Consider the following 13,528-nt stretch of genomic DNA (forward strand, 5'->3'; position numbering starts at 1 on the left):
ACTTGCTCATCATGAATACGCTCTGGATGATCTGTTTGTTTACCATCGTGATCCACACGGCTGAGACGCTCTCCTACGCCCTCCGCTACGCCGGCGTGCAGACCGGGAGACTGGCTGTGGCCCTTTCCCTGACTGGCGTGATCGTCCTCGTCTCGCGGACTTCCAATATGATTCAAGCTCCTTTTACCGGAGCGCTGATCGACCATGCCTCGGCTAAAAATACGGAGGTGCTCCCTGCCCTGCACCTGATTATCGGTGCCGCATCGCTGGGCACCCTCGCCGCCATCCTGCTGTTTCCCACACTCGTCCAGCTGTCCAAACGGCTGATCGCTCACCTGGAGATCACGGGCTCCCTCCCGCAGCTGCTCCGGACGACCGTCTCCATCCATCGCATCCGCCAGGTCAAGCATCATATCCGCTTGCCGCGGCTGCCCAGCCTGGCCCGCTTTCGGATCAAAGGCATTCCCTACCGGCTCCTGCTGCTGAACTGTATCGTCACCGGCATCTATACCATCGGCGTGCTGGCTACGCAGTTCGCCTCACTCTTGGTGCCGGAGTTCAAAGCCACCGTGATGTCGGCTTCCGGGATGATCAACGGGATCGCAACGATCATTCTGACCATTTTCATCGATCCGCAAGTGGGCCTGCTTACGGACAGGGCCATGAACGGCCAAAGTGAAATGGGACAGGTGCGCGACATCTACATCGGCCTGATGATTTCCCGCTTCTTCGGAACCCTGCTGGCGCAGCTCCTGCTCGTCCCGGCGGCTCACTGGGCAGCGTGGATCGCCCCCCTTTTCCAGGCAGGATAAAAACGTGCAAGAACAAACAAAAAACGCACTGGCCGGAGAAGCTCCGGCCAGTGCGTTTCTATTTGGGCTGCATGGCTGCAGGTCGTGCTCTATCGTTTGTTGGTCAGCGCTGCGTGTACAAAGTCCCGGAACAACGGCTGCGGCCGGTTCGGACGGGAGGTGAACTCCGGATGGAACTGCGTAGCCAGGAACCACGGGTGATCGACGACTTCGACGATTTCCACCAGGCGGCCGTCCGGTGTCGTACCGGAGAAGCGCATGCCCAGCTCCGCCAGTTGATCGCGGTATTCGTTGTTTACCTCGTAGCGATGGCGATGGCGCTCGTACACCAGCGTGCTGTTGTACGCTTTTGCGGCCAAGCTGCCTTCGATCACCTTCGTCGGACCGAGACCCAGACGCATCGTGCCGCCTTTGTCTTCCACTTCTTTTTGCTCCGGCAACAGGTCGATGACCGGGTATTTCGTATCCGGGTTAATCTCGGAGCTGTTGGCGCCCTCCATGCCTGCTACGTGACGGGCAAATTCAATGACAGAGATCTGCATGCCCAGGCAGATGCCCAGGAACGGAATCTTGTTTTCGCGGGCATAACGGGTAGCGGTGATCTTTCCTTCGATCCCGCGGTCGCCGAAACCGCCCGGTACCAGGATGCCGTCGACATCGGCCAGCAGCTCTCCTACGTTTTCGGGAGTGACCTCTTCCGCACTTACCCATTTGATCTTAATCGCCGAGTCATTTGCGTATCCCGCGTGGTACAGCGCTTCTGCCACAGACAGGTAAGCATCCGGCAATTCCACGTATTTGCCGACGATGGCAATGCGGGTGTTTTTCGCGAGGTTTTTGATTTTGCTGACCAGCGATTTCCATTCGGTCATATCTGCTTCCCCGCAAGTGAGGCCGAGGTGGCGGCATACGTAGTCATCCAGCCCCTGCTCTTGCAGCTGCAACGGAATATCATACAGTGTTTCTGCATCTACGCACTCAATCACGGCTTTTTTGTCGATATCACAGAACAGTGCCAGTTTATCCTTCATGTCTTGGGAAAGCGGCTGCTCCGTGCGCGTGACGATGACATTCGGCTGAATCCCCAGACTGCGCAGTTCTTTTACACTGTGCTGGGTCGGCTTTGTTTTCATTTCTCCTGCTGCCTTGATAAACGGAACCAGGGTTACGTGAATATACATGACGTTTTCACGGCCAATATCGCTCTTGATCTGACGGATCGCTTCGAGGAAAGGCAGGCTCTCGATGTCGCCGACGGTACCGCCGATCTCCGTAATCACCACATCCGCTCCGGTTTCTTTGCCCGAACGGAATATGCGGTCTTTGATCTCGTTGGTGATGTGCGGAATCACTTGCACCGTTCCGCCCAGGTAATCACCGCGGCGCTCTTTGGCGATGACGGTGGAGTAAATTTTCCCAGTGGTCATATTGGAGTTGGCGCTCAGGTTAATGTCAATGAAGCGCTCGTAGTGTCCCAGGTCGAGGTCCGTCTCCGCCCCATCGTCCGTTACGAACACTTCCCCATGCTGATACGGGCTCATTGTGCCCGGGTCGACGTTGATGTATGGGTCACACTTTTGAATCGTTACCTTTAACCCTCTGTTTTTCAGGAGTCTGCCCAGAGAAGCCGCAGTAATCCCTTTTCCGAGCGAGGATACGACCCCGCCTGTTACAAAAATGTACTTCGTCATCGTTTTACGTCCCCTCTTTCCCCTGTTCCTAGGTAGTCATAATATACGGATGAAGACGGCTCCCAAAAAAGAAAAAACAAAAGCGAGTCCTATCCCGAGCATCTCGGGTAGGGGCACTTTTGTTTTGTAGTTTCCCATATAAAGTCCTTCTTCATGTGAAGCCCAAGGAGTATTTTATCTTGTCCGCCAATCGGAGTCAAGAATTATAAATCCTCATTTTCCTCGTCCAGTTCATCGAGCGGATCTTCCTCGGCCAACTCATCCTCGTCCTCTTCAAAAAGCTCATCTTCCTCGAGCTCTTCTTCCTCTTCGAGGTCAGGGTCCAGATCATCGTCCAGCTCCTCCGCCTCCTCGACGAACTCATCGTCTTCGAAGATGGCAATCTCGTCTTCCTCATACTCTTCGACGAGGTCGTCCTCTGTCTCGTAGTCGTCGAAGTCGTCGTCCAGGATGACTTTCTTCTTCTTGCCGCCTTCTTGCGTCTCTTCGACCGTATCTGTCGGGTACCAGCGCTTCAGTCCCCAGTTATTGTCGCCCAGGCAAACAAAACGGCCGTCAATGTTCACTTCTGTATATACTTGCGCGATGATGTCCATTTTTTCCTCTTCGCTCATGCCGCGGAGTTCGGCCAGCTGATTCATCAAATCACGAAAATTGTGGACTTGGTTGGTTTCGCGCAGGATTTCGTAAGCGATATCCACCAGTGCCATCTCATTTAGTTTATCACGGTCCAGATGTGCAAGTTTTTGACTCACCCAGGGCACGTCCTTTCATATTGAAAACTTGGCTTGAAAACATGGCCGCCGTCCGGCTTTAAAGCGAAGCCGGCCGAGCCTTATGTAACCGATGCAGACCGGAGTACAGACAGCTCCGGCCGTCCATCAATAAAAATGGCTAACATACAGTATTCCTTATTTTAGACGAAAATGCAAGGGATTCAAACGCTGGGCCCGTGATTTTGCAGACTTCGGGAAAAACGGGCTTGAACGCGAAGCATGTGCCTACTCTTCTCTCTGTTTTTGCTCAACGTACCCTCCGCTTTTTTCGCTCAACGTGCTGTCGGGGAAGAAGGATGTTCCCATGCTGCGCTCCGTTTTGAGCCTGCGAGGATGTTTGACTGTCCGCTCCACAGCGGGTGGCCGGGGTGCGCAAAAGTGGTCTCGCTCCGCAGAGAAATCAGGGTTGCGCCCCTGTTTCCCGCCCCCCGCTGCTCCGCTCAGATGGCTCTGCTAAGTCGCTCCGCATGGGAACATGCTTCTTCGGCGGACTTTTGTGGTTTCTTCGATATAGAAGCAACACAAATAGCAACACAGGAGCGGTCGTCCCCCATCGGGTTTCAACCGCTCCTTTTATGCCTTCCTCGCATCCGGGTGTTTGGTTCTCTTTGGTCTTCTTGCTGCGGTTTACGGATCGCCGTTGTTCTCTTGCTTGCGCCTGTTACATATTGCGGCGATACTGTCCGCCTACCTCGTACAGTGCGGCACTGATTTGGCCCAGCGAGGCGACTTTTACGGTTTCCATCAGTTCCGCGAAGATATTGCCGCCGCTGATCGCGACTTCCTGCAGCCGTTTGAGGGCAGCCGGAGCCAGATCGCGGTTGCGCTCCTGGAAGGCGCGCAGGTTGCGGATTTGTTGTTCCTTCTCTTCCTCTGTCGCCCGAGCCAGCTCGATTTCGTAGTCTTCCTCGGACGCATTGGGATTGATGAACGTATTGACGCCGATGATCGGCAGCTCGCCGCTGTGCTTTTTCATCTCGTAGAGCATCGACTCATCCTGGATTTTGCCGCGTTGATACTGGGTTTCCATCGCGCCGAGCACGCCGCCGCGCATATTCAGCCGCTCGAACTCCTGAAGAACCGCCTCTTCGACCAAATCCGTCAGTTCCTCGATGATAAAAGAGCCCTGGAGTGGATTTTCGTTTTTGGCCAGCCCCATCTCCTTGTTGATGATCATCTGGATCGCCATCGCGCGGCGTACGGAATTCTCCGTCGGGGTGGTAATCGCTTCGTCATAGGCGTTGGTATGAAGCGAGTTGCAGTTGTCGTAGATGGCGATCAAGGCTTGCAGCGTCGTGCGAATATCGTTGAAGTCCATCTCTTGCGCGTGCAGAGAGCGGCCCGATGTCTGGATGTGGTACTTCAGCTTTTGGCTGCGCTCGTTGGCGCCGTAACGGTTCTTCATCACGGTTGCCCAAATCCGGCGAGCCACGCGGCCGATCACCGTGTACTCGGGATCGAGACCGTTGGAGAAGAAGAACGACAGATTCGGCGCAAAATCGTCAATATGCATGCCGCGGCTGAGATAGTATTCGACGTAGGTAAAGCCGTTTGCCAGCGTGAAGGCGAGCTGGGTAATCGGATTGGCTCCCGCCTCCGCGATATGGTAGCCGGAGATGGAGACCGAGTAGTAATTGCGTACCTTGTGGTCGATGAAATACTGCTGAATGTCGCCCATCATCCGCAGGGCAAACTCCGTCGAGAAGATGCAGGTGTTCTGCCCCTGATCCTCTTTCAAAATGTCCGCCTGCACAGTGCCGCGCACGGTCGACAGCGTGTACGCCTTGATCTGTTCGTATTCCTCCGGCCCAGGCTGTCTGCCTTCCCGTTCGACGAACTTCTCTACCTGCTGCTCGATAGCCGCATTCATGAATTTGGCCAAAATCATCGGAGCCGGTCCGTTGATCGTCATCGAGACCGAGGTCGTCGGGGCGCACAGGTCAAAGCCGGCATACAGTTTTTTCATGTCGTCCAGCGTGCAGATGCTGACGCCGCTGGTGCCGATCTTCCCGTAAATATCCGGGCGGTAGTCCGGGTCCTCGCCATACAGCGTCACGGAGTCAAAAGCCGTGCTCAGGCGCTTGGCCTCGTCATTTTGCGACAGGAAGTGGAAGCGTTTGTTGGTGCGCTCCGGCGTACCCTCGCCCGCAAACTGGCGCTTGGGATCTTCCCCCTCCCGCTTGAACGGGAAGACACCTGCCGTGTACGGAAACTCGCCGGGCACGTTTTCCTTCAGCGACCATTTCAAAATCTCGCCCCAGTCCTGAAAATCAGGCAGGCTGACTTTGGGAATCCGGGTGCCAGACAGCGATTCGGTAAACAGCTTCGTCACGATTTCCTTGTCGCGGATTTTGGTGACGAACTGATCTTGTTTGTACAATTCTTTCAGCTTGGGCCAATTGTCCAAAATTTGCTTGCATTCTGGATGAAGCTTGCTTTCAAAATGGGCGATCTGCTTATCCAGCACCGCCGCCACTTCCTGAGCATGCTCTTCCCCGGAGGCGAGCAGGGTCTCCTTGGCCCCGGCAAGCTGGTAGAGCTTGCGGGCGATGGCGGACTGCTCCTCGGTAAATTTGCGGTAGCCGCGGACGGTGTTAGCGATCTCTTGCAGATAGTTGCTGCGCTCCACCGGGATGAGCGACGGCTTGTGGGTCTGGATCGGTGTCGGATCAAGCCCTGCAACATTCCAGTCGGCCCCGGTTTTTTCCACGATCTTGTGCATCAGCGCGGCGAACAGCACATTGGTGCCCGGATCGTTGAACTGACTGGCGATCGTCCCGTACACCGGCACTTTTTCATCCGGCAGATCAAAGAGCTGGTGGTTGCGGCGATACTGCCTCCGCACCTCGCGCAAAGCGTCCTCGGAGCCTTTGCGCTCGAACTTGTTGATCACGATCAGGTCGGCGAAGTCGAGCATGTCGATTTTCTCCAGCTGCGAAGGCGCGCCGAATTCGCTCGTCATCACATACATCGAGACGTCGCACACCTCGGTGACCTGGGCATCCCCCTGGCCGATCCCGCTGGTTTCGACGATGACCAGGTCAAACCCGGCCGATTTGACGACACGGATCGCGTCTTTCACCGCAGCCGACAGCTCGGAACCGGAGCGGCGGCTGGCCAGGCTGCGCATGTAGACGCGCGGCGTGTTGTTGGCGTTCATGCGGATGCGGTCGCCCAGGAGAGCGCCGCCCGTCTTTTGCTTGGAGGGGTCGACAGAGAGGATCGCCACTGTCTTATCCGCATACGTACGCAGAAAACGGCGGACCAGCTCATCCGTGAGCGAGCTTTTTCCCGCTCCCCCTGTCCCGGTAATCCCGAGCACAGGAACCAGATGCTGCGGCTCAGGGAGGCGATCCTTCACCGGCGCAAACACTTGCGGATCTTCCACGGCGTATTCGGCAAGCGAGATCAGGCGGGCAATCGCCTGATGATTCTGCTTGTGAAGCTCCTCCACTTCTCCCTGGATCTGCTTCACGGTCGGGAAATCGCACTCCCGGATCATGTAGTTGATCATGCCCTGGAGGCCCAGCTTGCGGCCGTCGTCAGGCGAGAAGATCTTGCTGACGCCGTACTCCTCCAGCTCGCGAATCTCGCGGGGCACGATGACTCCGCCGCCGCCGCCGAAGAGGCGAATGTGGCCGGCTCCCCGCTCTTTCAACGAATCGACGATATATTTGAAAAATTCCACATGGCCGCCCTGATAGGAGCTGATGGCAATCCCTTGCACATCCTCCTGGATCGCGGCGGTCACGATGTCATTCACCGAACGGTTATGACCCAGGTGAATCACTTCCACACCGGAAGCCTGCAAAATCCGCCTCATGATGTTGATCGAGGCGTCATGCCCGTCGTACAGGCTGGCTGCTGTGACAAAGCGCACCTTGTTTTGCGGACGATACACTTCTGTTTCCATCGTTCCACTCTCCCTGGAAATCAAGTGATGCGCTCACCGAGAGACCCCCAAGGACGAAGCCTGTTGGAGCTACTCGGAAACGCTGATTTCGCGCAGAAGCAATGCCGTCTGTTTCTCCGTGTACTCCTCCAGTGTATAGTGGCGCTGCAGCGCCCACCGGCGGAATACCCACATCTCTCCAAGCACCATGATGTTGTCAGCCATCAGCTTTACGTGCTTTTCATCGATGCCGATCGAACCATCGGCAATTCCCTTGCGCAGTATATCTTCGAAAATAAGCGAAATTTCTTCTTCCCGCCGCAGTACATAGCGAAGCGTTTCTTTTGGCAGCGACTTGGACTCCTGATAGATGAGCAGCACACGGTCGCTCATCTGATCCATCACGCGGAAAAAGCTGCGCAGCGCCAGCTTGAGGATCTTCAGAGCGTTTCCGTTAAACGTAATCGCTTCACGCAAACGGCCCTCCACCTCGGCGTGAATGGCATCGCATACCAGATACAGGACGTCTTCCTTGGATTCGATATATTCGTACAGGGTGCCGATGCTGAATCCGGACGCACGGGCGATTTCACGCGTCGTGGTTTTGTGGAACCCCTTTTTGATGAACAGGTCAACAGCAGCCTCGATGATCTGCTCCCTGCGCTTTTCAATCAATTTCGGGTCCTTCACCAGCGACGGTATGTTTTTTCTCTTTTCCACGACTTATCCACCTTCCAACCGACTGAGCGTTTGGTCAGACAACATTTGGTAATAGAAAGACTGACGCGCTCTCTCTATCGTATTTCCACGTTATTATACGACTGGAGAGCGCCGAAAGCCAATCTTTCTTTTCCTCTTGATCAGGTAGTTTTCCCCCACCAGCGGCTGATGATCCGCTCGGCCGCACTGTAAGGGTCTTCATCCCGGGCCGCCACCCGCTCCAGCTCCTCGGCGTGCCCGCCGTGCTGAATATCGGCGAGCAGCCGCTGGAACAGACGGTCACGGACGATGTCGAGCACCTCTTCCTGCAAATGACGGGAGCGGCGCGTCTCTGCCTCGCCCGTCTCGCGCAGGAACTGCTGGTGACGCTCCACCTCCTGCCAGAGATCGGGCATCCCCTGCCCGTCCGTGGAGATGGTGCGCACGATCGGGGGCCGCCACGGTGCATCGTGCTTGGCGAGGTCCAGCATCTGCTCCACCTCGATCTGCAGCTTTTCCGTACCGGGCAGATCAGCCTTGTTGATCACAAACAAGTCTGCGATCTCCATGATGCCCGCCTTGAACGCCTGGATGCTGTCTCCGCCGCCCGGATTGAGGACCACGGCTGTCGTATCCGCGATACCCATCACATCCAGCTCCGACTGGCCGACGCCCACGGTCTCGATCAGAATGACATCACAGCCGTACGCATCCAGCACGCGCACCGCATCCCGCGTATTGGTTGAGAGGCCGCCGAGACTGCCCCGCGTGCCCATGCTGCGGATAAACACCCCTTTGTCGAGAGCGTGGTTCTGCATCCGGACGCGGTCGCCGAGCAGCGCGCCGCCGGTAAACGGACTGGTGGGATCCACCGCTACCACCCCGACGGTGATGTTCTGAGTCCGCAGATAGCCGATCAGGCAATCGACCAGAGAGCTTTTTCCGGCTCCCGGCGTACCGGTGATCCCGATCAGTTTGGCCCGGCCGGTGTGCGGAAACAGCTCTTTCAAAATCTGATCCCGTTCTGGATAGTCGTTTTCGATACAGGTGATCGCACGGGCTGCCCCGCGCACATCTCCTGCGAGAATGCGTCTAGTGATTTCGTGCATGAAACGCCCTCATCTCACCCTGTTGTTCGCTCTACTCCTTCAGCAGGTAGTTGCTGATCACGACGCGTTGAATTTCGTTGGTTCCCTCATAGATTTGCGTGATTTTCGCATCGCGCATGAAGCGTTCCACCGGATACTCGCGGGTATAGCCGTAGCCGCCAAAGACCTGCACAGCCTCGGTCGTCACTTCCATGGCGATATCGCCGGCAAATACTTTTGAGATCGCGGATGCCTTGCCGTAGGGCAGGCCGCTGTCCTCCAGCCAGGCTGCTTGGTAGGTCAGGAGGCGGGCCGCTTCTATCTTGGTCGCCATATCGGCCAGCTTGAACTGGATGGCTTGTAGCGAAGCGATCGGTTTGCCGAACTGATTGCGCTCCTTGGCGTAGCCAAGCGCGTGCTCGAACGCGCCTTGGGCGATGCCCAGCGCTTGTGCGGCGATGCCGTTGCGGCCGCCGTCGAGTGTCATCATCGCGATCTTGAAGCCTTGGCCTTCTTCACCCAGCCTGTTTTCGACCGGAACACGCACATCTTCGAAATTGACTGCAAGCGTCGGCGAGGAACGAATCCCCAGTTTTTTTTCTTTCTTGCCCATCGTAAATCCTTCCATACCCTTTTCGACGATAAAGGCCGTGATTCCTTTGTGCTTCAGCTCCGGGTCGGTAACGGCAAAGACGATGTAGATCTCCGCTTCTCCCGCGTTGGTGATGAAAATCTTGCTGCCATTGAGCACATAGTGATCGCCGTCGCGCACCGCCGTCGTCCGCATGCCCGCGGAATCAGAGCCGGAGCCTGCCTCAGTCAGGCAGTAGGCGCCCATCTTTTTGCCCTCAGCCAGCGGACGGAGGAACTTCTGCTTCTGCTCTTCCGTGCCAAACTTGTAGATGGGCCAGCTCGCCAGCGAGACATGGGCAGACAAGGTCACACCGATGGAGGCGTCCACTCGGGACAGCTCTTCTACGGCGATCACGTAGCTGAGGTAATCCGCGCCCGCGCCGCCGTACTCTTCCGGCCAAGGGATGCCTGTCAGTCCCAGCTCGGCCATCTGCTCAAAAATCGCGCGGTCAAAACGCTCTTCCTCATCCCGCTCGGCTGCGCTAGGAGCTACCTGGGTCTCGGCAAAATCGCGGATCATCTTGCGCAGCATCTCTTGTTCTTCGGTCAGTTGAAAATTCATCGCTTCCACTCCCTGCGTCTCAATTGGTGGTTGGTCTTATATCCCGTGCTCCGGGCTCTTCTTTATTCGGAAAGCAAATGTTTGGCGATGACGATATGCTGAATCTCGTTGGTTCCTTCGTAGATTTGCGTCACCTTGGCGTCGCGGAACAGCCTCTCCACCGGATATTCGCGGGTGTAGCCGTACCCGCCGAATACCTGAACCGCTTCGGTGGCGATTTTCATCGCTGTATCCGAAGCAAATTTTTTGGCCATGGAGGCTTCCATCCCGCAGGGGAGTCCCTGACTGCGCAGGTAGGCGGCCCGGTAGACCAAGAGTCTCGCCGCTTCTGCCATGGTCGCCATATCCGCCAGCTTGAAGGCGATCGCCTGCTGCTTGATAATCGGCTGTCCAAACTGCTTCCGCTCCTTGGCGTAGGCGGTCGCGTAATCGAGAGCCGCTTCTGCGATGCCCAGGGCCTGAGCTGCGATGCCGATTCGGCCTACATCGAGATTGGCCATGGCGATGGTAAAGCCGTCGCCCTCTTGGCCGAGCAGATTCTCCGCAGGGACTCTGGCGTTTTCGAAAATCAACTCAGTGGTGCTGGAGCCGTAAAGACCCATTTTCTTTTCCTTTTTCCCGACGGAAAGTCCCGGGGTATCCTTGTCGACGATAAAGGCGGAGATCCCGCGCGTGCCCTTGGACGGGTCGGTCACGGCAAAAGCGATGTAGACATCCGCTTCCCCGCCGTTGGTGATAAATACTTTGCTGCCATTCAGGACGTATTCGCCGCCCTCTCTGACGGCGGACGTACGGATGTGGCTGGCGTCCGATCCGGCGTGCGGTTCGGTCAGGGCAAAAGCCCCGAGCATTTTGCCCGCTGCGAGCTGCGTCACGTACTTTTGCTTTTGCGCATCCGTGCCAAAGTAGAGGATCGGATTGGTGCCCACGGAGGTGTGCACCGACAGGATGACCCCCACTGTCGCGCTCACTTTGGAAATCTCATGAATCGCCAGAATATAAGAAGGGAAATCGGCACCAGCCCCGCCCCACTCTTCCGGTATGGGGATGCCCATCAAGCCGATCTCGCCCATTTTTTTGACCACTTCGCGCGGGAATTCTTCCGTCTCTTCCATGACGGGCACCAGCGGAGCTATCTCTTTCTGGGCAAAGTCGCGTACCATGCGGCGCATCATTTCTTGCTCGTCACTGAATCGAAAATCCATGTCGGTCCTGCCTTTCTATGAGTATCCTCTCAGTTGTATACATAGAAGCCGCGACCCGATTTTTTGCCAAGCCATCCGGCTTTAACATACTTGCGCAGCAGCGGGCATGGGCGATACTTGGAGTCCCCGAAGCCCTCGTACAGCACCTCCATGATATAGAGGCAGGTATCCAGTCCGATAAAGTCGGCCAGGGTCAGAGGACCCATCGGATGATTCATCCCCAGCTTCATCACTTCGTCGATGGCTTCCGGCGTGGCCACGCCCTCGTACACGCAGTAGATCGCTTCGTTGATCATCGGCATCAGCACGCGGTTGGAGACAAAACCGGGAAAGTCGTTGACGCTGACGGGGACTTTGCCCATCTGCTTGGACAAATCCTCGGTCAGCTGGTACACCTCATCTGCCGTCTGCAGGCCGCGGATGATCTCCACCAGCTTCATCACCGGCACCGGATTCATGAAGTGCATGCCGATCACTTTTTCCGGACGGGTGGTCACCGCGGCGATCTCCGTGATCGGCAGCGACGAGGTATTGCTGGCCAGCACCGCATGAGGCGGGCAAACCTCGTCCAGCTTCTTGAAAATCTCTGTTTTAATGCCCATGTTCTCGGTGACGGCCTCGATGACGCAATCTGCGTCTTTGCCGTCTGCCAGATCCGTAGAAAGGGTGAGGCGGCTCAGGACTTCTGCCTTTTCCTCCTCCGTCATCCGGCCTTTCTCCACATTGCGGGACAGATTTTTGGCGATGTTGGCGAGGCCGCGGTCTACGAATTCCTGTTTGACATCGCTCAGGATCACGCGAAAGCCTGCCTGCGCCGACACCTGGGCAATCCCGCTACCCATCTGTCCGGCTCCTACGACCATGATTGTTTGGATGTTCATCTCCATGCCTCCGTTCGACGTTTCCACCATTCAACTTTTGCGATGCTTTCATTTCAACGGGTCTTGGCAGCTATCCATGGCAAATGGACCGGCCGGCCCGCTATTCCACCTTGATCAGTACAGCATCTCCCTGGGCGGCTCCGCTGCAGATCGCCGCGATTCCCAGCCCGCCGCCGCGCCGCTTCAGCTCATAGGCGAGATGGAGGATGATCCTCGCGCCGCTGGCACCAATCGGATGGCCCAGGGCGATGGCACCGCCGTTTACATTCACCTTTTCCTCATCCCAGCCGACGATCTTGCCGCTGGTCAAGGTGACGGCCGCAAACGCCTCATTGACTTCAAACAGGGCGATGTCCTCCAGGCGGGTGCTGGTCTTCTCCAGCAGCTTCTGGATCGCCAGGCCGGGTGTCGTCGCGATATACGGCGCTTCCGCTCCCACCTGGGCGTGGCCGAGGATGGTCGCGAGCGGTTTTACGCCCAGCTCCGCCGCTTTTGCCTCCGACATCAGCACCATGGCCGCCGCGCCGTCATTTATGCCGGGCGCATTGCCGGCCGTGATCGTACCGTCCTTTTTATAGACCGGAGCCAGCTTTGCCAGCCCTTCGAGCGTGGTATCGGGACGGGGAGCCTCATCCTTCGTCACCAGGAGCGGTTCACCCTTGCGCTGGGGGATTGGCACCGGCACGATTTCCTCGTCAAACCGGCCTGCCGCCATCGCCTCGGCAGCGCGCATCTGGCTGCGGTAAGCCCAGCGGTCCTGCTCCTCGCGGGATATCTTGTATTCGTCCGCCACATTGCTGCCGTGGACCGCCATCGGCACCTGGTCAAACGGACAGGTAAGGCCGTCGTACATCATCAAGTCCCGAACGGCCGCATCTCCCATCCGAAGTCCGTATCTCGCTCCCGGCAGCGCGTAGGGTGCGTTGCTCATGCTCTCCATGCCGCCCGCCACGATGATTTGACCGTCACCCGCCCGGATGATCTGATCCCCCATCGTGACAGCTCTCATGCCCGAGGCGCAAACCTTGTTGATCGTCTGGCTGGCGACATTCCACGGGATCCCTGCCTTGCGGGCCGCCTGGCGGGACGGCACCTGTCCGGCTCCCGCCTGGATCACCATACCCATAATCACTTCATCCACCTGCTCGCCGGATACGCCCGAGCGCTCCAGCGCTTCCTTGATTACGATCCCGCCGAGGTCTACGGCCGCGACATCCTTCAAAGCTCCGCCGAACTTGCCAAACGGGGTGCGCGCTCCCCCCACAATTACCGTTTTCATCTACCGGTTC

General features: G+C 57.1%; 10 protein-coding genes. 1 reads left to right on the plus strand and 9 read right to left on the minus strand.

Features of this window, described 5'->3' with window-relative positions; translation table 11 throughout:
• Positions 1–11: 11 nt before the first annotated feature.
• Positions 12–812 carry a lipid II flippase Amj family protein gene (locus JD108_RS20875; protein WP_198827833.1) on the plus strand — a complete coding sequence of 267 codons (801 nt, stop codon included), beginning with the start codon at positions 12–14 and terminating at the stop codon, positions 810–812.
• An 89-nt stretch (positions 813–901) separates the two neighbouring features.
• Here JD108_RS20875 and JD108_RS20880 read toward each other — a convergent pair whose 3' ends face one another.
• The 9 genes from JD108_RS20880 to JD108_RS20920 form a co-directional block, all read right to left on the minus strand.
• Positions 902–2,503 (minus strand): CTP synthase, encoded by a 1,602-nt coding sequence (locus JD108_RS20880; RefSeq protein WP_198827834.1) that lies wholly within the window; start codon positions 2,501–2,503, stop codon positions 902–904.
• A gap of 203 nt (positions 2,504–2,706) precedes the next feature.
• Complete coding sequence (gene rpoE, locus JD108_RS20885; protein WP_198827835.1) at positions 2,707–3,258, minus strand: DNA-directed RNA polymerase subunit delta; 552 nt, start codon at positions 3,256–3,258, stop codon at positions 2,707–2,709.
• 682 nt (positions 3,259–3,940) lie between these two features.
• Positions 3,941–7,192 carry a fused isobutyryl-CoA mutase/GTPase IcmF gene (gene icmF, locus JD108_RS20890; RefSeq protein ID WP_198827836.1) on the minus strand — a complete coding sequence of 1,084 codons (3,252 nt, stop codon included), beginning with the start codon at positions 7,190–7,192 and terminating at the stop codon, positions 3,941–3,943.
• A 69-nt stretch (positions 7,193–7,261) separates the two neighbouring features.
• Positions 7,262–7,891 (minus strand): TetR/AcrR family transcriptional regulator, encoded by a 630-nt coding sequence (locus tag JD108_RS20895; RefSeq protein ID WP_198827837.1) that lies wholly within the window; start codon positions 7,889–7,891, stop codon positions 7,262–7,264.
• 140 nt (positions 7,892–8,031) lie between these two features.
• The gene (gene meaB, locus JD108_RS20900; protein WP_198827838.1) at positions 8,032–8,979 is read right to left on the minus strand and encodes a methylmalonyl Co-A mutase-associated GTPase MeaB; all 948 of its coding nucleotides are present in this window, start codon (positions 8,977–8,979) and stop codon (positions 8,032–8,034) included.
• Positions 8,980–9,010: 31 nt separating this feature from the next.
• On the minus strand, positions 9,011–10,153 hold the full coding sequence (locus tag JD108_RS20905; RefSeq protein WP_198827839.1) for an acyl-CoA dehydrogenase: 1,143 nt from the start codon (positions 10,151–10,153) through the stop codon (positions 9,011–9,013).
• A 62-nt stretch (positions 10,154–10,215) separates the two neighbouring features.
• On the minus strand, positions 10,216–11,358 hold the full coding sequence (locus tag JD108_RS20910) for an acyl-CoA dehydrogenase (RefSeq protein ID WP_198827840.1): 1,143 nt from the start codon (positions 11,356–11,358) through the stop codon (positions 10,216–10,218).
• Between the two features lie 29 nt (positions 11,359–11,387).
• Positions 11,388–12,239 (minus strand): 3-hydroxybutyryl-CoA dehydrogenase, encoded by an 852-nt coding sequence (locus JD108_RS20915; protein WP_198827841.1) that lies wholly within the window; start codon positions 12,237–12,239, stop codon positions 11,388–11,390.
• A 100-nt stretch (positions 12,240–12,339) separates the two neighbouring features.
• The gene (locus JD108_RS20920; RefSeq protein WP_198827842.1) at positions 12,340–13,518 is read right to left on the minus strand and encodes an acetyl-CoA C-acetyltransferase; all 1,179 of its coding nucleotides are present in this window, start codon (positions 13,516–13,518) and stop codon (positions 12,340–12,342) included.
• Between the last annotated feature and the right edge of the window lie 10 nt (positions 13,519–13,528).

This window comes from Brevibacillus composti (assembly GCF_016406105.1).
GTDB classification, from domain to species: Bacteria; Bacillota; Bacilli; order Brevibacillales; family Brevibacillaceae; genus Brevibacillus; species Brevibacillus composti.